We start from the raw sequence: 21,933 nt of genomic DNA on the forward strand, positions 1-21,933 counted from the left end.
GCCCGGCCCCGACGCAGGACGCTTACCCATGGATCGCACCCTCGAGGGCCGCACGGCCCTGATCACCGGCTCGACCTCGGGCATCGGCCTCGCCATCGCGCACGCCATGGCCGAGGCCGGGGCCAAGGTCATGCTGAACGGCTTCGGCCGGCCGGCGGAGATCGCCGCGGCGCGCGCCAAGGTCGGCGCGGCCATGGGCGGCGGCGACGCCCCCTATTCCGCCGCCGACATGGCGAAGCCGGCCGAGATCCGCGCCATGGTCGCCGAATGCGAGGCGACGCTCGGCGCCTGCGACATCCTGGTGGACAACGCCGGCATCCAGCATGTCAGCCCGGTCGAGGAGTTCCCGGAGGAGAAGTGGGACGCGATCCTCGCGATCAACCTGTCCTCCAACTTCCACGCCATCCGCGCCGCGCTGCCGGGAATGCGCAAGCGCAACTGGGGGCGGATCATCAACATCGCCTCGGCCCACGGCCTGGTCGCCAGCCCCTACAAGGCGGCCTATGTCGCGGCCAAGCACGGCGTCGTGGGCCTCACCAAGGTTGTGGCGCTCGAGGTGGCAAGGACGCCCATCACCTGCAACGCGATCTGCCCCGGCTTCGTGCGCACGCCGCTGGCCGAGGCGCAGGTCGGGCCGCTGGCCGCGAAGCACGGCGTCAGCGAGGAAGCGGCGCTGACCGACTACCTGCTGGAGAAGCAGCCCTCGAAGCGCTGGATCGAGGTGGAGGAGGTCGCCGCCATGGCGCTCTGGCTCTGCGGCCCGGGCTCGGGCGGCGTGAACGGGGCCGCGCTGTCCGTGGACGGCGGCTGGGTCGCCGCGTGAGCGAAGCAACGCCCTCGCCCGCCGCGCCCGCGGTCGCGAAGCCGCCGGCGAAGCGGCGCATCAGCCTGGCGCTGCAGGGCGGCGGCACGCATGGCGCCTTCACCTGGGGGGTGCTGGAACGCCTGCTGGAAGACGAACGTCTGGAGGTGGACGGCCTGTCCGGCACCTCCGCCGGTGCGATCAACGGCGTGATGCTGGTCGAGGGCCTCCTGGAAGGCGGCCCCGCGGCGGCGATCGCGGCGCTCGACCGGTTCTGGCGCAGCATCGCGGGCAAGCTCGCCGTCAGCCCGCTGCAGGCGACGCCGATGGAGAAGCTGGTCTGGGGCCACGACCTCACCTGGTCGGTCGCCTACCGCACCTTCGACACGCTCTCCCGCGTGCTGTCGCCGTACCAGATCAACCCCTTCCCCTATTCCTACAATCCGCTGCGCGACGCGCTGGTCGACAGCATCGACTTCGAGCGCCTGCGCAGCGAGGCCAAGGCGCCGCGGCTGTTCGTCTCGGCGACCAGCGTGCGCACCGGCAAGCCGCGCGTCTTCACGCGGCGGGAGCTGACGGTCGATGCGCTGCTCGCCTCGGCCTGCCTGCCGCAGGTGTTCAAGGCGGTCGAGATCGACGGCGAGCCCTACTGGGACGGCGGCTACCTCGGCAACCCGGCGCTCTGGCCGCTGTATGACCAGGGCGGACCGCCCGACATCGTGCTGATCCAGCTGAACCCGACAGTGCGCGAGGAAGCGCCCACCACCGCATCCGATATCGTCAACCGGCTGAACGAGATCACCTTCAACGGCTCGCTCATGGCCGAGATGCGCGCGATCGACTTCGTGCAGCGCCTGCTCGACACCGGGCGGCTCGAACAGCCGCGCTACCGCCGCCTGTTCCTCCACCTGATCGAGGACGAGGATCGCATGCGGAAATTCAAGCTGAGCACGAAGTTCAACGGCGACTGGGACTTCCTCAGCACGCTCCGACAATACGGGCGCGAGGCCGCGGACGCCTGGCTGGCCGAGCATTTCGACAAGCTCGGCCGCGAGAGCAGCGTGGATATCCGGGCACGGTTCCTGTGACCTCAGGCGCCGGCGCCTTTATTGTGACCTCAGGCACCGGCGCCCGCATCCGCGGGCTTGGCTTTCGCGCCGCGCGCGGGCGCTCCGGCAGCGACGCGCAGGCTGGGCGCGGTCGCGCTTCGCGCTCCCGGATCGCGGCGTTGCCTCGATCCGAAGGGATCGCGCACAGGATGAGGCCATGACGCAGGCGACCTGGGACGCCGCGCAATACCTCCGCTTCGAGGATGAGCGCCTGCGCCCGGCGCTCGACCTCATTGCCCGTATCCCGCACCCGGGACCGGCGCGCGTGGTGGACCTCGGCTGCGGTGCGGGCAATGCGCTGCCGGCGCTCGCCGCGCGCTTCCCCAGCGCCGCCGTCACGGGCGTGGACGGCTCGGCCGCGATGCTTGCCAGGGCCGCCGCGACGGGCTTCGCGACCGCGCAGGCCGACATCGCCGCCTGGACGCCCGCCGCGCCGGTCGACGTGCTGTTCAGCAACGCCGCGCTCCATTGGCTCACCGGGCACGACAGGCTGTTCCCGCGCCTGCTGGGGCATCTCGCGCCCGGCGGCGCGCTGGCGGTGCAGATGCCCGCGATGCACGCGGCGCCGCTCCGCGCGGAACAGGACCGGATCGCGCGCGCGGGCCCCTGGGCCGCGGCGCTGGCCGGCATCGCGAGCGCGCCGGCCATCCTCGAGCCCGGGGACTACTACGACCTGCTTCGCCCGCGCGTGGCCGCGCTCGACCTCTGGGTCACGGACTACATCCACGTCCTGCGCGGCGAGGATCCCGTGGTGCAATGGGCGATGGGCACGAGCCTCCGGCCGTATCTCGACGCGCTCGAGGCGCCGGCGCGGGAAGGCTTCCTCGCGGCCTACCGCGCCGCGATGCGCGCGGCCTACCCGCCACGTGCGGACGGCGCGGTGCTGCTGCCGTTCCGGCGGATGTTCATGGTCGCGCGGGTCGCGTGAGAAGAACGGTGGGGGGGGGGGAACCTCCCCCGAGCCCCCTCCCTTCTTTGGCACCTGGCGCCGGTCCGGGAAGGCCGGGCGCCGAGTGCCAAAGAAGGTTGTGGGGGGTCCGGGGGGAGAAGTTCCCTTCTCCCCCCGCCCTTCCTCGACAAGGCGCCCCTCCCCCGCCAGACTCAGTCCCATGGACGCCGCCCGCGACATCGCCGCCCTGCGGCGCCTGATCGACGCCGCCCGCCGCATCGCGGTCTTCACGGGTGCCGGCATCAGCACCGAATCCGGCATTCCCGATTTCCGCGGCCCGAACGGCACCTGGGCGCGCATGAAGCCCATCATGTTCCAGGACTTCGTGGCCTCCGCCGCCGCGCGCCGCGAAGCCTGGCGCCGCCGCTTCGAAGCCGAGCCCGTCATGGCCGCGGCGCAGCCCAACCGCGGCCACCGCGCCGTGGCGCTCATGGTGCGCCAGGGTCGCGCCGGCGCGGTCATCACGCAGAACATCGACGGCCTGCACCAGGCCTCCGGCATCCCGGAGGAGCAGGTGATCGAGCTGCACGGCAACTCGACCTACGCCGCCTGCCTCGACTGCGGCGCGCGGCACGAGCTGGCACCGCTGCGCGCCGCCTTCGACGCTGCCGGGGTGGTGCCGGGCTGCGCCGCCTGCGGCGGCCTGCTCAAGACCGCCACCGTCTCCTTCGGCCAGGCGATGCCGGAGGCGCCGATGCGCCGCGCGCAGGAGGCGACGCTGGCGGCCGACCTGTTCCTCGTGCTCGGATCCTCACTCGTGGTCTATCCGGCCGCGGGCTTCCCCGAGATCGCGAAGCGCGCCGGCGCGCGGCTGGTGATCGTGAACAACGACCCGACGCCGCTCGACGGCATCGCCGACCTCGTCGTCCATGCCCCGATCGGGGATGCGCTGGGCGGCGCGACGGGCACCAACTGACGCGACCGGGCCGTCGTCACACCGGGCGGCCGCCCCCCGGGCCGCGGCTCATGCGGTCGAGTGCGCCGATCACGTTCTGCTTGTACTGGCGGCGCAGCCCGCAGGTGAGCACCGCCTTCTCCGCCTGATGCAGGCGGCGCACATCCGCGGCCGGAAGGCGGCCCTTCGCGTGCTGCGACGCGTCCTCGGCCGAGGCGCCCGGCGCGCCGGCGACATGCGCCAGTTCGTGCAGGATGGTTCCCGCCAGGTATTCGGCGCTGCGCAGCGACGTGATGTGCACGCCGATCTCGGCGAAGGAGGTGGCCTTGTAGGTGCCCACCACCTGCGCCAGCGTCAGCCCCGCATCCGATTCCGGCCACTGCCCCTCGGCCCCCTGCGGCGCGAAGGCGAAGAAGGACAGCGTCCAGCCCCCCAGGATGTCCGACAGGCCTAGCCCGGCACCGAGCGCCCGGAAATGGGCGTTGCACGCGTCGCGCCGCGCGCAGAGCTCGAGTTCCCTGAAGGCGCCGGCGAAAATCTCCTCGACCTTCGCCGGGCCGCCCCTGATGCCCCGGTCGCCGCCGTACCCCGCCGGCACCTCGACCATCGCCGGGAACTTGTAGCCGACATAATCCGCGACGCGCGGCGGCATCCGGTCGGTCGTCAGGCCATACAATTTGTAGTTCGCCATCGGGGCTTCCCATTCGGGGTGGACACGGGCCCGGCGCGCCGAGCATGGCGCGTCACGCCGCACGCCCGCAAGCGGGACCTGCGGCGCAGGCCGGGCGACGCGGGACGTCGGAATGCGTGGGCATGCGCAGTCCCGGTTGCGCTTTCAGCGCCCCGCCACGACGCGCCGGAACAGCAGGAACAGCGCCAGCGCCACCGCCAGCAGCGCGGCCGCGAAGACCACCGGCGCCGTCGTGCCTGCATGGTCCGCGAGCCACCCCGCGACCGGCGGGAAGCCCGTGCAGCCCGCGTAGAACCAGACGAAATAGACGCCCAGGCCCTGCGCCCGCCGCTCCGGCGGCACGGCCAGCGCCGGCAGGGCCGAGAAGACCGTGATCGGCAGCGCGTAGAGCAGGCCATGCAGCGCCAGGATCGGCGCGGCGAGGCCCAGCCCCGCGAAGGGCAGCAGCGCCGCGAGCAGGGCGGCGGCCGTGATGCCGCCCACCACCATCGGCCCGACCAGCCCCGCCCGCCGCGCCAGCAGCGCGCCCCCCGGCACCGCCAGGATGTTCACCCAGGACATCAGTGAGGTGGCGAAGCCGGCCTCCGCCACCGACAGCCCGCGCTCCACCAGCAATGGGGGCGCGAAGGTCACAAGCACCATGTAGGTGCCGTTGACACAGGCCCAGCAGGCGCCGGCCAGGCACATCAGCGCGACCTCCCGCCGCGTCAGCCGGCCGGTCCCGGCCGGCGGCGGCGCCGCGCGCGGCGCGGGCCGGGCGGCGGCGGCCAGCCCGGCAAAGGCGACGGCCCCCGCCACGGCGGCCACCAGGAAGGGCAATTGCCAGCCCATCGTGACGGCGAGCCCCGGCAGCGCCGCCTGCGCCGCCGCGATGCCGATCGGCCAGCCGAGCACGTAGACCGACATCGCCAGGAACAGGTCCGCCCCCTGGAAGCGGTCCTGCATCATCTTGGTCAGGAACAGGATGCAGAAGACCGTGCCGATGCCGGTCACGAGGCGGCCTCCGAGCAGCACCGCCTCCCCGCCTGCCGCGGCCGAGACCAGCGCGCCCGCCGTCAGCAACCCGAGCCCCGCCAGCACCCCCGCGCGGTCCCCGATCCGCCGCGCCGCGAGGCCGAGGGGGAAGACCAGCACCAGCCCCGGCAGCCAGAACAGCCCGACCAGCGTGCCGAAGCGCGTCCAGTCCAGGTCGAATTCCGGCACCAGCACCGGCCCCGCCGCGCCCGGCGCCTGGAACAGCGCGCCCAGCGCGAAGCGCACCGCGAAGACCGCGACCAGGAAGGCGCCGGAGCCCTTCACCGCGGACGCCCCCACGCGGTGCCGCGGCGCGCCCGGGACATCAGCGCAGCACCAGCAGGACCGCGGGCGCGCGCAGCCGCAGCCGCAGGACCGCATGCTGGCGGAACACCCGCGCGAGGCGGATCGCGGGGCGCGCATCGCCCGGCACGACGAGATGCGGCTCCGGCTTCCAGGCGCCGCGCGCCGGGCGGCCGAGCGCCTCCAGCACGCGAAGCCGCCGCGCGCGCAGCATCAGCCGTGCCTGCATCGCGACGTTGCGCCGCGCCGGCCAGCGCCGGCTCGCCGGGTTCCAGGCGCCGAGGACGACCGCCTGGCGCACGCCCGCAGCCGCCAGCACCGCATCCATGCCCGGCGACCGGCGCCCGAGCCGCCCCACGGCGCCGCCCGCCTCGAAGCCCGTGCCGCGCCAGCCGCGCAGCAGCGCGGCGCCGATCGGCCGCGGCGCGGCGCAGAGGAAGCGCAGATGCGGCGACGCGGGCGGGATCACGGCAGGTGCAGCAGCATGCCCTTGAGATACTGGCTCTCGGGCAGCATCGGGTGCAGCGGATGGTCGGGGCCGGCGCCGCCCATGTGCAGGATGCGCGCGTCCCGCCCATGCACCGCGCGCCCCTGGCGCGACGCCCGGTGCACGCCCCAGACCACGGCATCCGCGAAATCCCCGGGCGCGACGTGGTGGGAACAGGAGGCGATGAACAGGAAACCGCCCCGCTCGACCAGCCCGGCGGCGAGCCGCGCGAGCTTGCCATAGGCGCGCAGCGCCGCGGGCTGGTCCTTGCGCTGCTTGGCGAAGGCCGGCGGGTCCACGATGACGACGCCGAAGCGCCGTTCCTCCCCCGCCATGCGCTCCAGCGCCTCCATGGCCTCGGCGCGCAACGTGGTCACGCGCGCATCGACGCCGGCCAGCGCCGCCGCGTCCCGCGCCGTCGCCAGCGCGTGCTCGCTGCGGTCGAGCAGCGTGACCGCGGTCGCGCCGGCGAAAGCGCAGCCGATCCCGAAGCCACCGGTGTGGCAGAAGGCATCGAGCACGGTCGCGCCCCGAGCCAGGCGCGCGACGCGCGCGCGGTGCTCGCGCTGGTCGAAGAACCAGCCGGTCTTCTGCCCGCCCAGCAGGTCCACGGGGAAGCGGAGCCCGCCTTCCTCGACCATCGCGCCCGCGGCGTCGCCGGCCAGCAGGCGCACCTCCTCGGGCAGGCCTTCCAGCCCGCGCACTGCGCTGTCGTTGCGCGCGACCACGCCACGCGGCGCGATGAGGCCCGCCAGCGCGTCGAGGATCATCGGCGTCGCCGCCTCCATCCCCGCGGTATTCGCCTGCAGCGCCATCACGTCGCCGTAGCGGTCGATCACCAGCCCCGGCAGCCCGTCCGCCTCGGCATGCACCAGGCGGTAGTGCGGCGCTTCGAACAGGCGGCCGCGGAGCGCCAGCGCCTCCGCCAGGCGGGCGCGGAACCAGGCGGCGTCGCAGGGCGCGGCCGGGTCGGCGTCGAGGCGCCGTGCCGCGATCAGCGAATGCGGATTGAAATGCCAGGCGCCGTGCCTGGTGCCGTCGTCGCCTTCCAGCCGCACGACGCTGCCGGGCGGCAGGGCGCGCGCGGCCGGCGTCATCGCGACCTCGTTGCTGAAGGCCCAGGGGTGGCCCGCCTTCACGCGGCGGTCGCGGCCGGGCAGAAGGCGGATGATCGGGCGGGTCTCGGGCATGAGGCCGCCTAGCCCCTCACCGCCTGCCCGGCAAGGCACAGGTTCGCTGAGGGCCGCTCAAAATATCGTTCGAATTCAACATTGAATCCGCGAAAAATATCACCAAGTTTAATACAGCGGTTTTTCTGAGATTTTCATGAGAATGATTCTCGTGGCGTCGCAGGATTTCCAGGGACTGCCCATCCAATAGTCCCATCCGGAGAATCCAGGCCATGTCCGCCAATACCCCGAGTGCCTTCGCCCGCTTCACCGCCGATGCCGGCGCCCGCTGGACTGCCGCGAAGCCGCTCCTGCTCGCGCTCGGCGTGGGCCTCGTCGCCGGGCCGGTCATCTCCGGCATGGCCGGCTTCCAGATGCGAACCAGCACCGCCCAGGCGATGGCCCGCAACGGCGTGATCGAACAGCAGGCGATCTTCTGCGCCGACCGCGCGCGCGCCGACACGGCGGAGACCGCGAGCCTCGGCTGGTCCGCCCGCAACGACCTCGCGCGCCGTTTCGCGACCATGCCGGGTGGCACGGCCATCGACCCCGACGTCGCCCGCGCCTGCGCCGACCGCCTGGCGCGATGACCGCGGCGCACCCTGCCATGACCTCCGCCGAGGCACCGCCGCCCCGCTGGGACGGCCACAGGCTCCTCTTCGACCTGCCGCTCGAGGGCGGCGGTCAGGTGCGTTGCGCGATCTCGCGCCTGGCGCTTCTCGCCGTGAGCGGCGGCGGGTCACTCCGCACCATGGACCTGCTGCGACGATTCGCCGCGGCGCGGCCGCGTATCGAGGCGGCGGCGCAGGCCAGGCTGCGCGAACGCGCCGGCCCGCCGCTCGGCCTCCTGCATATCTGGGAGGAAGACGTGACCGACCCGTCGCCCGCCGCGCCCACCGTCTCCCGGACCGCGACCGCGCCGCGCGGCTGACGAACCGGCCCCGACGGCGCAGCGATTCCGGGTTGGGGTCACGCGCCGGGATTCCCTGGTCCCGCATCGGCTGGTGCCCTCCGGCAGACCGGGCCCTGCGATGGTTCCCCGCGATGGGGCGCTGTTCTAGCGTCCCGGCATGCAGATCTGCCGCGACCTCCCCTCGCTCCGTGCCGCCACCGCCGCGCTCCGCGCCGACGGCCGGCGGCTCGGCCTCGTGCCCACCATGGGCGCGCTGCACGACGGCCATCTCGCGCTCGTCGCCGCGGCGCGCGCCGCGGGCGCCGGCGCCGTCGCCGCCTCGATCTTCGTCAACCCGCTGCAATTCGCCGCCAACGAGGATCTGGCGCGCTACCCGCGCGACGAGGCAGGCGACCTCGCGAAGCTCCGCGCCGCCGGCTGCGACCTCGTCTGGATGCCGCCTGTCGAGGCCATGTACCCGCCCGGCGCCGCCACCACCGTCGAGGTCGCCGGCCCCTCGGCGGGCTTCGAGGGCGATGCCCGCCCCGGCCATTTCCGCGGCGTGGCGACCGTGTGCTGCAAGCTCTTCCTGCAATCGGGCGCCGAGATCGCCGCCTTCGGCGAGAAGGACTGGCAGCAATTGCAGGTCGTGACGCGCATGGCCGCCGACCTCGACATCCCCGTCCGCATCCTGCCCGTGGCGACGGTCCGGGAGGCGGACGGGCTCGCGATGTCGTCGCGCAACCGCTACCTCACGACCGCCGAGCGCGCGACGGCGCCGCTGCTCCATCGCCGCATGACCGAGGCCGCCGCCGCCATCGCCGCCGGCGCGCCCATCGCGCCCACGCTGGAACGCGCGCGCGCGGCGTTGTGCGACGCGGGCTTCGCGCCCGACTACCTCGCGGCGGTCGAGGCCGCGACGCTGCGCCCGCTCGACGCACCAAGTCGCGACACGCCGATGCGCCTGCTGGCGGCCGCGCGCCTCGGCGCCGTGCGGCTGCTCGACAACATTCCCCTCGGCGCGCCCGCCGGCACGCCCGGACCGGGCTGAACATCCGGCCGGGGACCGCCGTCGCAAGGGGGGGGGAGGAGAACCTCCCCCGCGCCCCCTCCCTTCCTTGTCCCTGGGTGACCGACCTCCAAGGCCAGCGCCAAGGGCCAAAGAAGGTTGTGGGGGGTCCGGGGGGAGAAGTTCCCTTCTCTCCCCCCGCCCTTCCAGCGCGCCCCCTCAGCGCGCCGTGATCCGCCCATCCTCCCGCACGGCGCCGAAGCGGCCGGCGGCGATCGCCTCGGCCACCGTCTCGTCGAGCACCGGCCCGGTGTCGTAGGGGTCGAGCGCGCGGTCACGGAACATCACGTAGCCGTCGCCGCCGCGGCGCATGAAGTCGTTCGTCACGACGCGATAGACCCGCCCCGGGTCGAGCGGCACGAAGCCCGCGCCCTGCGCGACCTCCACCTGGCGCACGCGGCTGCCGGGCGCCGCCGCCGGGTCCCAGGCGAAGCGGATGCCCGCCACCTGCGGGAAGCGCCCCGCCGTGCCCGCGCCCTGCGACAGCCCGTTCTCCAGCGCCGCCACCACGTCGGCGCCGCGCAGCCCCATCACCGCGATGGTATTGCCGAAGGGCAGCACGGTCAGCACGTCGCCATAGGTCACCTGGCCGCCCGGCAGCCCGGCGCGCAGCCCGCCGCCGTTGGTGATGGCGATCTCGGCGCCCGGGATGCGGTCCAGCATCGCCTGCGTCACCAGGCTGCCCAGCGCGCATTCGCCGCGCCGGCAGCCGGCATTGGGCAGCGCGGACGAAAGCGTGCCGACCGGCCGCCGCCGCGTCTCCGCGAGCGGCCGGGCGAGGTCGGCCACCAGCGCGGCCACGCGCGCATCCTCGGGCACCGCGGCATCGAGCGCGAGCGGCGCGCCGCCATGCGCCGCGATCCGCCCATCCGCCGCGAGGTCGAGGTCGAGCCGCCCGAGGAAGCGCCCATAGGCGCCGGTCTGCACGATCCGCACGTCCCGGTCGCGCCCGGCGACCAGCAGGGGCGCGGGGCCTTCCGCGTCGGGCTCGGGCGCAAGAAGCGTGTGGGAATGGCCGCCCACGATGGCGTCGATGCCGGCCACCTCCGCCGCCAGCCGCCGGTCGGCGCCGAGGCCCAGATGCGACACCACCACCACCGTCGCGGGTCCGCGCGCGCGGATCTCGGCGATGGCGCGCGCCACGGCCTCGGCCGGGTCGGCGAAGCGGAGGTTCCGCCCCGGGGAGGCCAGAAGCGGCGTCTCGGGCGTGATGACGCCGACGAAGGCGATGCGGGCGTCGGCCTTCGTCGTCTCCCAGAACGGCCGGATGCGCCCGGACAGCAGCGGTTCCGCCCGCGCGTCAATATTGGCGGCGAGGATCGGGAAGCCCGCGCCCTCGGCGAAGCGCGCGAGCACCTCGGGGCCGTTGTCGAACTCGTGGTTGCCGAGAGTCATCGCCTCGCAACCCCAGGCCTGCATCACGGCGCGTTCCGCCAACCCACGGTGGTGCGTGTAGAACAGGCTGCCCATGAACTGGTCGCCGGCGTCGACCGCGACCACGGCGCGCCCGGCCGCCGCCGCTTCCGCCCGCGCCGCCGCGATCCCACCCACCAGCCGCGCCGCGCCGCCGAGGCAGGGCGCATCCGCCCGGCACGCCGCGCCGGTCGCGCGCGCCACGGGCTCATGGCGGGAATGGAAGTCGTTGACGTGCAGGAGGCGCACGGCGCGCGCCGCTTGCGCCCGCGCCGGGCGCAGGACGGGAGCGGCAAGGGCGGCGCCGAGCAACAGGCGGCGGGGAAGGCGCATGGGGGGGACTCCGGGGTCGTCTGCCGCAATCCTGCCGCGCCGGCGGGCGATTGTCCCTTGCCGCATGCGGCACGCGGGTTCAAACCGCGAGGGTTCGACGTCTTTCCCAGCAACCGGGACCGGAACGCGATGCAGGTCTACCTGCCGATCGCCGAGATGAGCGTGGATGCCATGCTGCTGCTGGGCATCGGCTTCGGCGTGGGCTGGCTGTCGGGCCTGTTCGGCGTCGGCGGCGGCTTCCTCCTGACGCCGGTGCTGATCCTGATCGGCATCCCGGCGCCGGTCGCGGTCGCCTCCGGCGCCAACCAGACGCTGGGCGCCTCGGTCTCCGGCCTCATCGCGCAATGGCGGCGGGACAATGTCGATGCCCGGATGGGCATCGTGCTGCTGACGGGCGGGCTGCTCGGATCGCTGCTCGGCGTGCAGCTGTTCGCGGCGCTGCGCAAGGCGGGGCAGGTCGACCTCGCGGTGTCGTTCTTCTACGTCGTCGTGCTCGGCACGGTGGGCGCGCTGATGGTGCGCGAGAGCGTGCGCGCCATCTTCCGCCGCCGCCGCACCGGCTCGGCCGCCGCCCGCGCGCACGAACACACCTGGCTGCACGGCCTGCCCTTCAAGGTGCGCTTCCGCAAGTCGCGCCTCTATATCTCGATCGTGCCGCCGCTGGCCGTCGGCTTCGGCATCGGCATCCTCTCGGCGGTCATGGGGGTCGGCGGCGGCTTCATGCTGGTCCCGGCCATGATCTATCTGCTGGGCATGCCGACCAGCGTCGTGATCGGCACCTCGCTGTTCCAGGTGGTGTTCGTCTCGGCCAACGTGACCCTGCTGCAGGCGATCCAGGTGGGCAGCGTCGACATCGTGCTGACGCTGCTGCTGCTGGCGGGCGGCGTGGCCGGCGCGCAGTTCGGCGCCGCCATGGGCACGAAGCTGCGCGGGGAGGAGACGCGCGCGCTGCTCGGCCTGCTGGTGCTGGCGGTCGCGATCGGCCTCGCCTGGGGCCTGGTCAGCCCGCCCGAGAACCTCTTCGCGATCGGCCCGGTGCAATGAGGGCCGCGGCGCTGCTGCTCGCGCTGCTGGCGCTGGCCATCCCCGCGGCCGCGCAGCCCGCCAGCACGCCGCTGCTGACCGCCGACCTCTCGACCGACCGGGTCGAGATCAGCACCGGCTTCACCGGCGCCTCCGTCATCGTCTTCGGCGCGACCGAGCGCCTGATCGGCGCCGAGAGCGGGGAGGATGTCGTGGTCCTCGCCACCGGGCCGGCGCAGCCGACGGTGGTGCGCCGCAAGGTCAATGTCCTCGGCTTCTGGGTGAACGGCCCGGCCGCGACCTTCCCCGAGGTGCCGGGCTTCTACGCCATCGCGGCCACGCGCCCGGTCTGGCAGGCGCTGCCCGAACAGGTGCGCCGCAGCGCGCGGCTCGGCCTCGATGCGCTGCCGCTGCGCGCCGAGGGCAGCCAGGCGCCGGCCTTCCGCGCGGCGCTGCTCGACCTCAAGCAGCAGGACGGGCGCTGGCAGGAATACGCGGCGCCGGTCAGCGTCGCGGGCGGGCGCCTGTTCAGCGCGCGCATCTCCTTCCCCGATACGGTGCAGACCGGCGACTACCGCATCGAGGTGCTCCTGGTGCGCGAGCGCCGCATCGTCGCGCGGCAGGAACTGTTCCTGCGCGTGGACCGCGTCGGCACCGCCGCCTCCATCGCCCATGTCGCGCGGGCCATGCCGGCCGTCTATGGTATCGGCTGCATCATCCTGGCCGCGCTCGCGGGCTGGCTGGGCAGCGTGATCTTCCGCAGGGGGTGAGGGTGCGATGCCGGGAAGCGAGGAAGCCGCCGCCGCGAAGTCCGCCGACAAGCGCGACCGCATTTTCCTGGTCGTGGTCGACGACAGCCCGGAACGCGCGGTGGCATTGCGCTACGCAAGCCTGCGCGCGCGCAAGGGCGGCGGGCGCGTGGCGCTGCTGCGCGTGATAGAGCCCGCCGGCGTCGTGGAATGGGCCGGCGTCGGCGCCATGCTGCAGGAGGAACGGCGCGAGGAAGCGGAGACGATGCTCTCCGGCCTCGCCGCCGAGGTGAACGAGATCACGGGCGGACTGCCCATCCTCATCATCCGCGAGGGCACGCCGCGCGACGAATTGCTGCAACTGCTCGAGGAAGACCCGCGCATCTCGATCCTGGTGCTGGCCATGGCGCCGGGCGGCGGCGGGCCGGGGCCGCTGATCACGGCGCTGACAGGGCGCTACGCCAGCCGCCTGACGGTGCCGATGACGCTGGTGCCGGGGACGCTGGACGAGAAGGAACTCGACCGGATCACGTGAGGGCGGGCGGGGAAGGTCGCGGGAGGGGAACCTCCCCCGATCCGGGACCCTGCGACGTGGCTGCGCAACGTCGCGAGGACCCCGAGCCCTCCCGTCTTTGCCACTCGGCGCCCGACCTTCCGCGACCGTCGCCGGGTGGCAAGGAAGGTTGAGGGGAGTCCGGGGGGAGAAGTTCCCTTCTCCCCCCGTCCTTCCGTCCTCATGCCTGGCGCACGAGGGTTTCACCTTCGTGCGCCTCAGACGCCGGGCGGGCCGCATCCGCGGCCCTTGGCTTCGCCGGACAACCGGCGGACCGCAGTCGCGGCCTCGGCCCTTCGGGCCGAACGTCGGAACTTCGTGCGCCTGGTATCAATCGTCGAAGCGCAGCCCGCGCGCCCGGATCAGCGCCGACCACTTCTCCGCCTCGCCGCGCAGATGCGCCTCGGCGGCCGGGATGTCGGAGCCCGACGCGCCCACGAAGCCCACCTCGGCCACGCGCGCCACCACGTCCGGCTGCGCCAGCGCGTGCCGCGCCGCGGCGTTGAGCCGGCGGATGGCGGGCTCGGGCGTCGCCGCGGGCACCCACCACATCACCCAGGAATTCGCCTCGAACCCCGGCGCCACGCTCTCGGCCATGGTCGGCATGTCGGGCAGCACGGGCACGCGCTGGGCGGTGTTCGCCGCCAGCGCCTGGAGCGCGCCGCCCCGCACCTGGCCGAGTGCCGCCGGCATGTCGGCGAACATGAAGTCCACCACCCCGGCGCGCAGGTCCGTCAGCCCCGCCGCCGTGCCGCGGTAGTTCACCAGGGTGAAGTCGGCGCCGGACAGGCTCTGGTACAGCACGGCGGCCAGCTGGTGCGGCGTGCCGGGCCCGCCCGTCGCCGCCTTGAAGTGGCCCGGGCGCGCCTTCACCTGGCGGTCCCAGTCGCGCACGTCGGCGAACAGGCCCGGTCGCGCCACCAGCACGAAGGGCGTCGTCGCCAGCAGCGAGACCGGCTTGAAGTCGGCCAGCGCATAGCCGGGCTCGCGCATCATGAACGGCGCGATGACCGAGGAAATGGGCGCCAGCAGCACCGTGTGCCCGTCCGGCGCCGCGCGCGCGACCGACCGCGTGCCGACGGCGGCGCCGGCGCCCGGCCGGTTCTCGACGATCATCTGCTGGCCGAGGAAGCCCTGCATGTGCGGCGCCATGACGCGCGCCAGGATGTCGGGCGACCCGCCGGGCGCGAAGGGGTTGATCAGGCGGATGGTCTCGCGCGGGGACCAGTCCTGCGCGCGGGCGGCGCGCGGCGCCAAGGGCAGCAGGGCGGCGGCGGCGAGTGCGGCGCGGCGGGTCGGTCGGATCATGGATCAAGGCTTCCCAGGCTGGGCGTGAAGCGTGTCGGCGTTCTTGGCCGGCGGGCCGGCGCGCGAGAGGTTGGCCCGCGTTGCCCTCGGAACAAGGGCCGCGCCCATGTCCGCCGCGCACCGGCCATGCTATGCAGACCGCAATGCCCCGTGCCGTCGCGCCGCGGGTGCGGCCCGCCCCCCGCGCCGCCCCCGCCCGACCTGCACCCCCCGCCCGCCGACGGCCCCGCCTGGGGACGCGCCTGTTGCGCTGGGCGGTCATCCTCTCGGTCTGGGGGATGGTCGCGGGCTTCCTCGCCCTGCTCTGGTTCGCCTGGGACCTGCCGCGGCCCGAGGATGCGCTGGGCGCCACGCGCCGCCCCTCGGTCACGATGCTGGCGGCCGACGGCGCGCTGCTCGCCACGAGCGGCGACCTCTATGGGGAGACGGTGCGGCTGCGCGACCTGCCAGCGCATCTGCCGGCCGCCTTCGTCGCGATCGAGGACCGACGCTTCCGCGACCATGCCGGGCTCGATGTCATCGGCGTCGCGCGCGCGCTGGTCGCGAACCTGACCGCCGGGCGGGTGGTGCAGGGCGGCTCCACCATCACGCAGCAGCTCGCCAAGAACCTGTTCCTGACGCCGGAACGCAGCCTGCGCCGCAAGGTGCAGGAGGCGCTGCTGGCGCTCTGGCTGGAACACCGCTTCAGCAAGGATGAATTGCTGACGATCTACCTCAACCGCGTCTATCTCGGCGCCGGGACCTTCGGCGTCGATGCCGCCGCGCGGCTCTATTTCGGCGTGCCGGCGCGCGGGCTGTCCATCGCGCAATCGGCGGTGCTGGCGGGGCTGCCGCGGGCACCCTCGCGGCTCAATCCGCGCGTGAACCCCTCGGCCGCCGTCGGCCGCGCGGTCGAGGTGCTGGACGCCATGGCCGAGACCGGCGCCATCACCGCCGCCCAGGCGCTCACCGAGGCCGAGCGCATCCGCTTCGCGCGCCCGCCGTCGCGCGATGCCGGCTGGTTCGCCGACTGGGTGCGGGATGGCCTGGCGGAGCGCGCGCCGCCCGGCACCGACCTGCTGCTGCGCACCACGCTCGACACGCGGCTGCAGGCGGCGGTGGAGGCACGGATCGAGGCGCTGCTGGCCGGCCCCGGCCGTGCCGCCGGCGTCGCGCAGGGCGCGGTCGTCGCGATGGAGGCCGCGACGGGCGCGGTGCGCGCCATGGCGGGCGGGCGGGACTACCGCAGCAGCCCCTTCAACCGCGCGACCCAGGCGCGGCGCCAGCCGGGCTCGGCCTTCAAGCCCTTCGTGTTCCTGGCGGCACTCGAGGCGGGCGCGACGCCGGACGATGAGGTCTCGGACGCGCCCGTCTCGCTGGGCGGCTGGGCGCCGGGCAATGGCGCCTGGCGCGCACGCGGCGCGATCACGCTGGAGGACGCGCTGGCCCATTCGGTCAACACCGCGGCGGTGCGCATCATGCAGCGCGCCGGCGGGCCGCGCGCGGTGGCGGCCAGCGCCGGGCGCGCCGGGCTGCCGGGGCCGCTGCCGCGGGAAGCCTCGATCGCGCTCGGCACGGCGGAGGTGACGCTGCTCGACCTCGTCGCCGGCTATGCGCCCTTCGCGAATGGCGGCAACCGCGTGGCGCCCTTCGGCATCGCCGAGGCACGCGCGGAAGGCCGCGCCGTCGCCTGGCTGCCGGCGGCCCCTGCCCCGGCCATCGCGCCGGAACACGCCGCGGCGATGCTCCGGATGCTGGGCGCCGTGGTCGCGCGCGGCACGGGGCGCGCGGCGTCGGTGCCGGGTCTTGCGGTGGCCGGCAAGACCGGCACGACGCAGGACAACCGCGACGCCTGGTTCATCGGCATCGCGGGGGGCCTCGTGATCGGCGTCTGGCTCGGCAACGACGATGCGCGGCCGATGGAGGGCGTCGCGGGCGGCGGCCTGCCCGCGCGGCTGTTCCGCGAGATCCTGGAGGCCGCGCGGGGGTAGTTCCGGCGGTCGGTTTCATCCCCGCCCACGCGCGCCGGCCCTTCCGGAACGGGCGCCAGGTGCCAGAAAAGGGAGGGGGCCTCGGGGGAGGTCCTCCTCCCCCCACCTTCCGGGCGGCCGCCCGTGCCAGCCCCGCACCCCCCGCATCCCTGTCCTCGCGCCGCCGCGCCGATGGCGGCGCGGTTCCGCCTTCCGCCCGCCGCATCCCGGGGCGATGCTGCGGCCGATGCCTCCCGCCCTTCTCGGTGTCGCGCTGCAACTGGCGGCGCTCGCGACCTTCGTCGCCATGGACACCGTCATCAAGCTGCTGACGGCGGGCTTTCCCGTCTCGCAGATCATGTGGGCGCGCTTCGTCTTCGGCTTCCTGGCGGTGGCGCTGGCGCTGCGCGTACTGGCCGGGCGCGTGCCCTGGCGGTCGCATGCGCCGGGGCTGCAGACGCTGCGCAGCCTGATCCTCGCGGTCTGCAACCTGCTGTTCACCATCGCGCTCGTGCATATCCCGCTGGCGGATGCGACGGCCGTCGGTTTCGCCTCCCCGCTGCTGACGGTCGCGCTGGCGGCGGTCTGGCTCAAGGAGAAGGTCGGGTGGCGGCGCTGGGCGGGGGTCGCGATCGGGCTCGGCGGCGTGGTGGTGCTGCTGCGCCCGCCCTTCCTGTTCGCCGGGGAGCCGGTGCATTGGGCGATGCTGCTGCCTCTCGGCACCGCGGCGCTGTTCGCCGTCTACCAGATCCTGACGCGCAAGCTGGCGGCGGTGGACGACCCGCGCACCACCATCCTTCACACGAGCTTCGCGGCGGGGCTCGTCACCTCCGCCGCGCTGCCGTTCGACTGGGTCTGGCCGAGCGCGGGCGGCTGGGCCGCGCTCCTGCTGCTCGGCGTGCTGGGCGGCGCGGGGCACGGGCTGCTCGTGATGGCCTTCGCCCGCGCCCCGGCCAGCCTGCTGGCGCCGATGTCCTACACGCAGATGATCTGGGCCGTGCTCGCGGGGCTCATGGTGTTCGGCGACGTGCCGGACGGGCTCACCCTCGCCGGCATGGCGGTGATCGCGGCGGGCGGCGTGCTGGTCGCGCTGCCGGACCGGGCGCGACGGTGAGCGCGGGCTGGGCACCGCCGGTGCCGGGAAGCGCGGGCCGATCGGGCGCGGGCGGGCGGCGCATGGCGGGATGGCGTGCGAACCGCTTGCGCCGCTCCCGCCGCTGCTTTACCGAACACGCTCGCGCGTGGCGGCCCTCCGGCGCCCGGCGACTCGCGGCCCCGTTGCATCAGGCCGCGCATGAGGGACGCGATGGCTGACATCGGACTGGCGAAGGGCGCCGAGGAGCGCGGGCACGCGCGGGCGGCGCTCGACGCCCACAGCGTGCGCGAGGCGTATCGGCGCTGGGCCGGGGTCTATGACACCGTCTTCGGCGGCGTCTCGGGCTTCGGGCGGCGGCGCGCCGTCGCGGCGGTCAACCGCATGGCCGGGCCGCGCGTCCTCGAAGTGGGCGTCGGCACCGGCCTCGCTTTGCCGCTCTATCGCCGCGATCTGCAGGTGGTCGGCATCGACCTGTCGCGGGAGATGCTGGAGAAGGCCAAGGAACGCGTCGCGGCGGAACGCCTGACGCATGTCCGCGGCTTGCTCGAGATGGACGCCGAGCGCATGGCCTTCGCCGACGGCGCGTTCGACATCGCGGTCGCGATGTTCACCGCGAGCGTGGTGCCCGACGCCAAGCGCCTCTTCGCCGAGATGTCGCGGGTGGTGCGCCCTGGCGGCCACATGCTGTTCGTCAATCATTTCGCGGCCGAGGGCGGTCCGCGCTGGTGGGTGGAGCGCGCCATGGCGCCGCTGTCGCGCCGGCTCGGCTGGCATCCGGATTTCGCGCTACGCGACCTGCTCGACCCCGCGATCACGCCCGTGGACAGTTTCGAGCCCTGCCCGCCGGCAGGGATCTTCACGCTGCTGACGATGCGCACGCCGGAAGCGACGCCGCAGGCGCTCGCGGCGGAGTAGCCGGCAGGGACGGGGAAGCCGAGCCTCCTCCGACCCTGTCCCTGCTGTCCTCGCTTTCCCGGCCGTGCCAACGGCCGCATCCTTCGATACCCGGCATGTTCCCGCACCGGCCGTCAGGCGCAAGGCAGCCGGCGGCGCTCATCCCGGCACCCGGCATCGATGCCCGGGGGGCAAGGAAGGTCGAGGCGGATGCGCGGGGAGAAGTTCCCGTCTCCCCCGCCCTGTTTCAGGTCCCGCCGCCCGTCCTCAGCCGCCGCGCCGCCCCGTCGTCGCCCCGCGCCCCGCGTCGAAGCCGAGGAACCCGACCTCCGGCCGTGGCGCGCCGCCGTCATTGGCGAACAGCCGCGGCCGCAGCACCGGCGGCGGCCCGCGCACCACCGGCCCGCGGCCGGCCTGCGCTGCCGCCCGCGCGGCCCGGGTCGCTTCCTCACGTGCCGCGCGGTCGCGCGCCGCGCGCTGCGCGGGCGTCAGGGAGCCCTCGGCCGGCGGCGCCGGCCCGCGTACCGTACGCCGGGCCGACAGCAGGAAGAACAGGATCTCGTTCCGCCCCTGGTCGACCGACGCCTCGATCGGCGTCAGGCCGAGCACGTTGCGTTCCTCGAGGCTGGCGCCCCGGTTCATCGCGTCCCGCGCGGCGGCGAGGTCGCCGCGGTTGATCGCGTCGAACAGCGCCTCGGTGGGTGCGAGGTTGGCGTTCGGGTTGGCCGGGATCGGCTCCGGCGCCTGGCGCGCCGTGAGCCCCGGCAGCGCCGCGGGCGGCGGCGGCGCGCCACCCGGCGCCGCGGGCGGCGGCCCGGCGAACTGCGCCAGCGCCACGGCAGGAAGGGCAAGCACGCCGGCCGTGGCCAGCAGGGGGATCAGCCGTCTCATGACGCCGGTTCTACGCCGCTTCGCGCCCCCGGCCAAACGCTTCGTCGCCGCGCTACCGGCCTTCGCGCCGCCAGGCCGCGACCGCCGCGCCCAGCACCAGCACCAGCGCCAGCCAGGGCGGCAGCAGCGGCAGCGCCGAGATGCCGGTCACCGTGTGGTCCCCGTTGCGCCGGAGCCCGATCCAGCCCGGCCCCGCCACGTCCCGCCCCGGCGCCACGCGGCGCAATTCGGGCAGCGCCGGCGCGCTGCCCGGGCCCATGAACCGCGCGACGCCGCCCGTGCCCTCGAGCAGCGGCCGCAGCGGCCCGGGATCGGCCCGCAGGTCCGCGATCTCGAGCGGATTGGCCGCCGCCGAGGCCGCGAAGGCCACCCGCCGCCCGTCGCTTGCCTGCCAGACGCCGGGCTGCGTCGCGGGCAGGGTCAGCGTCGCCCGCCCGCCGCCGGCTTCCTCCGGCCGCGCGCGCGTGACCGTGCCGTCCGGCGCCGTGACCGCGAATTCGGGCGGCGCGCCGTCCTCCAGGCTGCGCCGCGTCACGGTCAGGCGCCCGGCCTCGATCCGCGCGGTCAGGTCCTCCTCCTCGAGTTCCGTCTCGCGCATCAGCCAGTGCGCGATGCGGCGGAGCAGTTCCTGCTGCGGCCCGCCGCCGTCATGCCCGCGCGACCAGAGCCAGATGTGGTCGGACAGCAGCAGCGCGACGCGCCCTTCCCCCACCCGGTCCAGCACCAGCAGCGGCGCGCCCTCGGCCCCTTCCATCACGACGTTGCCGCTGCGCGGCTCGGCGCGGAGCTGGCGGTACCAGCGCCCCCATTGCGGCTCGGCCTCGGCGGTATTGGCGCCGATCAGCCCCTCGGTCACCGGGTGGCGGAAGCCGAGCGCCGAGACGCGCGGCCGGAACGCCCCCTCCGCCACGATGTTCGCCCGCCCCGCCGGGCGCGCCGGCAGCACCTGGCCGAGCGGCGTCAGCGCCAGCGACACCGGCCCCGAGTATTCGGGCCCGGTCGACATCAGCAGCGCGCCGCCGCCGCGCACGTAGTCGGCGATGTTGCGCAGATAGGTCACCGGCAGGATGCCGCGGTTGCTGAACCGGTCGAAGACGATCAGGTCGAATTCGCGCAGCTTCACCTGGAACAACTCGCGCACCGGGAAGGCAATGAGCGCGAGCTCGCTCAGCGGCGTCAGGTCGTCCTTCTCCGGCGGGCGGAGAATGGTGAAGTGCACGAGGTCGACGTTCGGGTCGGCCTTGAGCAGCCGCCGCCAGGTCCGCTCCCCCGCATGCGGCTCGCCGCTCACGAGCAGCACGCGCAGCCGGTCGCGCACGCCGTTGATCGTGACGACCTGGCGGTTGTTGCGCGGGCTCACCTCGCCGGGGCGGGCCTCGGCCTCGATCTCGACGACCGTCGGGCCGCCGCGGCGGATCGGCACGGCGATGCGATGGTCGCGGCCGACGGGCACGCTCTCGCTCCGCGCCGCCTCGCCGTCGCGGCGGATGGTCAGGCGCGCCGCACCCGTCGCGCGCGGCACGCCGAGTTCATCGACCGCGACCCGGATTTCGACCTCGCGCCCCACGATGCCGAAGCCCGGCGCCTCAATGATGCGAAGGCGCCGGTCGGTCTCGCCGGCGCGGCCGGGCAGCAGGGCGTGGAAGGGCGCGTCGAAGGGGGCGGCGGCGGGGATGTCGTGCGCCTGGCCGTCGGTCAGCGCGATGACGCCGGCGAGCCGCGCGCGCGGGATCTCGGCCAGCGCGCGCTCGGCCGCCGTGAACAGCCGCGTGCCCTGGTTGCCGCCCTCCGGCACCTCCACGGTGCGGAGCTCGAGGTCGGGCAGGCGGCCGGCCCGCGCCTCGAGCTCGCGCCGCGCGGCCTCGATCTGCTGGGCGCGGTCGCCGAGTTCGGCACTCTCGCTACGGTCCACGAGCAGCAGCGCGATGTCTGGGCGCGTCTCGCGCGATTCCTCGACGAGGCGCGGGTTGGCGAGCGCCAGCAGCACCAGCGCGAAACTCGCCGCGCGCCACCAGACGCCGCGCGCGCGGCGCCAGGCGGCGGGGACCAGGGCAAGCACGGCGAGGACCGCGGCGGCGGCGAGCAGCCAGAGCGGCGGGACCGGGGCGAAGTCGAGGCCGGCGATGGTCTGGGTCATGGCGTGGGCCTAGGCGGGGCTCCGCCCTCCCCGAACCCCACGCCGTCCTCAGGGAGGGCTCTGCCCTCCCCGAACCCCACGCCGTCCTCAGGGAGGGCTCTGCCCTCCCCGAACCCCTCCGGCCAAAGGCCGAAAGGCCTTTGGGAACCGATACCGGGCACCGGCCACCACCGTGGCACCCGCTGCGACACGCGGCGGGATACCCGC

Annotated in this window: 21 protein-coding genes; 13 read left to right on the top strand and 8 right to left on the bottom strand. The window is 74.5% G+C overall.

Annotation, left to right across the window (positions count from 1 at the left end):
- Positions 1-28 precede the first annotated feature (28 nt).
- The 4 genes from E8M80_RS21005 (at position 29) to E8M80_RS21020 (ending at position 3,776) form a co-directional block, all read left to right on the top strand.
- Positions 29-823, top strand: a complete 795-nt coding sequence (locus E8M80_RS21005) for a 3-hydroxybutyrate dehydrogenase (protein ID WP_137127694.1) — start codon at positions 29-31, stop codon at positions 821-823.
- Positions 820-1,890, top strand: a complete 1,071-nt coding sequence (locus E8M80_RS21010; RefSeq protein ID WP_240790150.1) for a patatin-like phospholipase family protein — start codon at positions 820-822, stop codon at positions 1,888-1,890. The genes E8M80_RS21005 and E8M80_RS21010 overlap by 4 nt, the downstream gene beginning before the upstream one ends.
- 178 nt (positions 1,891-2,068) lie before the next feature.
- Positions 2,069-2,839, top strand: coding sequence for a methyltransferase domain-containing protein (locus E8M80_RS21015; protein ID WP_137127695.1), 771 nt, complete (start codon positions 2,069-2,071; stop codon positions 2,837-2,839).
- A 181-nt stretch (positions 2,840-3,020) separates the two neighbouring features.
- Positions 3,021-3,776, top strand: a complete 756-nt coding sequence (locus tag E8M80_RS21020; RefSeq protein WP_137127696.1) for a Sir2 family NAD-dependent protein deacetylase — start codon at positions 3,021-3,023, stop codon at positions 3,774-3,776.
- 16 nt (positions 3,777-3,792) lie between these two features.
- On the opposite strand, the gene E8M80_RS21025 is transcribed toward E8M80_RS21020, so the two are convergent.
- From E8M80_RS21025 to E8M80_RS21040, 4 genes are all read right to left on the bottom strand, one after another.
- Positions 3,793-4,446, bottom strand: a complete 654-nt coding sequence (locus tag E8M80_RS21025) for a hypothetical protein (protein WP_137127697.1) — start codon at positions 4,444-4,446, stop codon at positions 3,793-3,795.
- 144 nt (positions 4,447-4,590) lie between these two features.
- Complete coding sequence (locus tag E8M80_RS21030) at positions 4,591-5,745, bottom strand: MFS transporter (protein ID WP_170979548.1); 1,155 nt, start codon at positions 5,743-5,745, stop codon at positions 4,591-4,593.
- Between the two features lie 40 nt (positions 5,746-5,785).
- Positions 5,786-6,232, bottom strand: coding sequence for a DUF3293 domain-containing protein (locus E8M80_RS21035; protein WP_137127699.1), 447 nt, complete (start codon positions 6,230-6,232; stop codon positions 5,786-5,788).
- Positions 6,229-7,440 (bottom strand): class I SAM-dependent rRNA methyltransferase, encoded by a 1,212-nt coding sequence (locus E8M80_RS21040; RefSeq protein ID WP_137127700.1) that lies wholly within the window; start codon positions 7,438-7,440, stop codon positions 6,229-6,231. The genes E8M80_RS21035 and E8M80_RS21040 overlap by 4 nt, the downstream gene beginning before the upstream one ends.
- 212 nt (positions 7,441-7,652) lie before the next feature.
- Here E8M80_RS21040 and E8M80_RS21045 point away from each other — a divergent pair, with 212 nt between their 5' ends.
- The 3 genes from E8M80_RS21045 to panC all read left to right on the top strand — a co-directional run bounded on the left by E8M80_RS21045 (position 7,653) and on the right by panC (position 9,362).
- Positions 7,653-8,009 (top strand): hypothetical protein, encoded by a 357-nt coding sequence (locus E8M80_RS21045; protein ID WP_137127701.1) that lies wholly within the window; start codon positions 7,653-7,655, stop codon positions 8,007-8,009.
- On the top strand, positions 8,006-8,350 hold the full coding sequence (locus tag E8M80_RS21050) for a DUF1488 family protein (RefSeq protein ID WP_137127702.1): 345 nt from the start codon (positions 8,006-8,008) through the stop codon (positions 8,348-8,350). The genes E8M80_RS21045 and E8M80_RS21050 overlap by 4 nt, the downstream gene beginning before the upstream one ends.
- A 139-nt stretch (positions 8,351-8,489) precedes the next feature.
- A complete protein-coding gene (panC, locus tag E8M80_RS21055) occupies positions 8,490-9,362 on the top strand; it encodes a pantoate--beta-alanine ligase (protein WP_137127703.1) in 873 nt (290 codons plus the stop codon).
- 177 nt (positions 9,363-9,539) lie between these two features.
- Here the strand turns inward: panC and E8M80_RS21060 are convergent, their stop codons facing one another.
- A complete protein-coding gene (locus E8M80_RS21060) occupies positions 9,540-11,126 on the bottom strand; it encodes a bifunctional UDP-sugar hydrolase/5'-nucleotidase (RefSeq protein WP_137127704.1) in 1,587 nt (528 codons plus the stop codon).
- Between the two features lie 129 nt (positions 11,127-11,255).
- Between E8M80_RS21060 and E8M80_RS21065 the strand changes: the two genes are divergently transcribed.
- The 3 genes from E8M80_RS21065 to E8M80_RS21075 are packed head-to-tail and all read left to right on the top strand — an operon-like array spanning position 11,256 to position 13,433.
- Positions 11,256-12,170 (top strand): sulfite exporter TauE/SafE family protein, encoded by a 915-nt coding sequence (locus E8M80_RS21065; RefSeq protein ID WP_137127705.1) that lies wholly within the window; start codon positions 11,256-11,258, stop codon positions 12,168-12,170.
- On the top strand, positions 12,167-12,919 hold the full coding sequence (locus E8M80_RS21070; RefSeq protein WP_137127706.1) for a TIGR02186 family protein: 753 nt from the start codon (positions 12,167-12,169) through the stop codon (positions 12,917-12,919). Before E8M80_RS21065 ends, E8M80_RS21070 begins: the two co-directional genes overlap by 4 nt.
- 7 nt (positions 12,920-12,926) lie before the next feature.
- A complete protein-coding gene (locus tag E8M80_RS21075; RefSeq protein WP_137127707.1) occupies positions 12,927-13,433 on the top strand; it encodes a universal stress protein in 507 nt (168 codons plus the stop codon).
- Between the two features lie 348 nt (positions 13,434-13,781).
- Here the strand turns inward: E8M80_RS21075 and E8M80_RS21080 are convergent, their stop codons facing one another.
- The gene (locus E8M80_RS21080) at positions 13,782-14,759 is read right to left on the bottom strand and encodes a tripartite tricarboxylate transporter substrate binding protein (RefSeq protein ID WP_137127708.1); all 978 of its coding nucleotides are present in this window, start codon (positions 14,757-14,759) and stop codon (positions 13,782-13,784) included.
- Positions 14,760-15,004: 245 nt separating this feature from the next.
- Here E8M80_RS21080 and E8M80_RS21085 point away from each other — a divergent pair, with 245 nt between their 5' ends.
- The 3 genes from E8M80_RS21085 to E8M80_RS21095 all read left to right on the top strand — a co-directional run bounded on the left by E8M80_RS21085 (position 15,005) and on the right by E8M80_RS21095 (position 18,719).
- Positions 15,005-16,729 (top strand): PBP1A family penicillin-binding protein, encoded by a 1,725-nt coding sequence (locus E8M80_RS21085; protein WP_240790151.1) that lies wholly within the window; start codon positions 15,005-15,007, stop codon positions 16,727-16,729.
- A gap of 226 nt (positions 16,730-16,955) precedes the next feature.
- Positions 16,956-17,822 carry a DMT family transporter gene (locus E8M80_RS21090; RefSeq protein WP_137127710.1) on the top strand — a complete coding sequence of 289 codons (867 nt, stop codon included), beginning with the start codon at positions 16,956-16,958 and terminating at the stop codon, positions 17,820-17,822.
- Between the two features lie 192 nt (positions 17,823-18,014).
- Entirely contained in the window at positions 18,015-18,719 is a 705-nt protein-coding gene (locus tag E8M80_RS21095) for a class I SAM-dependent methyltransferase (RefSeq protein ID WP_137127711.1), read from the top strand.
- Between the two features lie 246 nt (positions 18,720-18,965).
- On the opposite strand, the gene E8M80_RS21100 is transcribed toward E8M80_RS21095, so the two are convergent.
- The gene (locus E8M80_RS21100) at positions 18,966-19,589 is read right to left on the bottom strand and encodes a hypothetical protein (RefSeq protein ID WP_137127712.1); all 624 of its coding nucleotides are present in this window, start codon (positions 19,587-19,589) and stop codon (positions 18,966-18,968) included.
- Positions 19,590-19,641: 52 nt separating this feature from the next.
- On the bottom strand, positions 19,642-21,726 hold the full coding sequence (locus tag E8M80_RS21105; protein ID WP_137127713.1) for a hypothetical protein: 2,085 nt from the start codon (positions 21,724-21,726) through the stop codon (positions 19,642-19,644).
- Positions 21,727-21,933 lie beyond the last annotated feature (207 nt).

Source organism: Roseomonas sp. HF4, from assembly GCF_005222755.1.
Taxonomy (GTDB): domain Bacteria; phylum Pseudomonadota; class Alphaproteobacteria; order Acetobacterales; family Acetobacteraceae; genus Neoroseomonas.

What these genes read in the sequence shown, in the direction of transcription:
- E8M80_RS21005 (WP_137127694.1), top strand. Translation starts at nt 29, where the DNA reads ATGGATCGCACCCTCGAGGGCCGCACGGCCCTGATCACCGGCTCGACC.
- E8M80_RS21015 (WP_137127695.1), top strand. Translation starts at nt 2,069, where the DNA reads ATGACGCAGGCGACCTGGGACGCCGCGCAATACCTCCGCTTCGAGGAT.
- E8M80_RS21020 (WP_137127696.1), top strand. Translation starts at nt 3,021, where the DNA reads ATGGACGCCGCCCGCGACATCGCCGCCCTGCGGCGCCTGATCGACGCC.
- E8M80_RS21025 (WP_137127697.1), bottom strand. Translation starts at nt 4,446, where the DNA reads ATGGCGAACTACAAATTGTATGGCCTGACGACCGACCGGATGCCGCCG.
- E8M80_RS21040 (WP_137127700.1), bottom strand. Translation starts at nt 7,440, where the DNA reads ATGCCCGAGACCCGCCCGATCATCCGCCTTCTGCCCGGCCGCGACCGC.
- E8M80_RS21045 (WP_137127701.1), top strand. Translation starts at nt 7,653, where the DNA reads ATGTCCGCCAATACCCCGAGTGCCTTCGCCCGCTTCACCGCCGATGCC.
- E8M80_RS21050 (WP_137127702.1), top strand. Translation starts at nt 8,006, where the DNA reads ATGACCGCGGCGCACCCTGCCATGACCTCCGCCGAGGCACCGCCGCCC.
- panC (WP_137127703.1), top strand. Translation starts at nt 8,490, where the DNA reads ATGCAGATCTGCCGCGACCTCCCCTCGCTCCGTGCCGCCACCGCCGCG.
- E8M80_RS21060 (WP_137127704.1), bottom strand. Translation starts at nt 11,126, where the DNA reads ATGCGCCTTCCCCGCCGCCTGTTGCTCGGCGCCGCCCTTGCCGCTCCC.
- E8M80_RS21065 (WP_137127705.1), top strand. Translation starts at nt 11,256, where the DNA reads ATGCAGGTCTACCTGCCGATCGCCGAGATGAGCGTGGATGCCATGCTG.
- E8M80_RS21070 (WP_137127706.1), top strand. Translation starts at nt 12,167, where the DNA reads ATGAGGGCCGCGGCGCTGCTGCTCGCGCTGCTGGCGCTGGCCATCCCC.
- E8M80_RS21075 (WP_137127707.1), top strand. Translation starts at nt 12,927, where the DNA reads ATGCCGGGAAGCGAGGAAGCCGCCGCCGCGAAGTCCGCCGACAAGCGC.
- E8M80_RS21080 (WP_137127708.1), bottom strand. Translation starts at nt 14,759, where the DNA reads ATGATCCGACCGACCCGCCGCGCCGCACTCGCCGCCGCCGCCCTGCTG.
- E8M80_RS21090 (WP_137127710.1), top strand. Translation starts at nt 16,956, where the DNA reads ATGCCTCCCGCCCTTCTCGGTGTCGCGCTGCAACTGGCGGCGCTCGCG.
- E8M80_RS21095 (WP_137127711.1), top strand. Translation starts at nt 18,015, where the DNA reads ATGGCTGACATCGGACTGGCGAAGGGCGCCGAGGAGCGCGGGCACGCG.
- E8M80_RS21100 (WP_137127712.1), bottom strand. Translation starts at nt 19,589, where the DNA reads ATGAGACGGCTGATCCCCCTGCTGGCCACGGCCGGCGTGCTTGCCCTT.
- E8M80_RS21105 (WP_137127713.1), bottom strand. Translation starts at nt 21,726, where the DNA reads ATGACCCAGACCATCGCCGGCCTCGACTTCGCCCCGGTCCCGCCGCTC.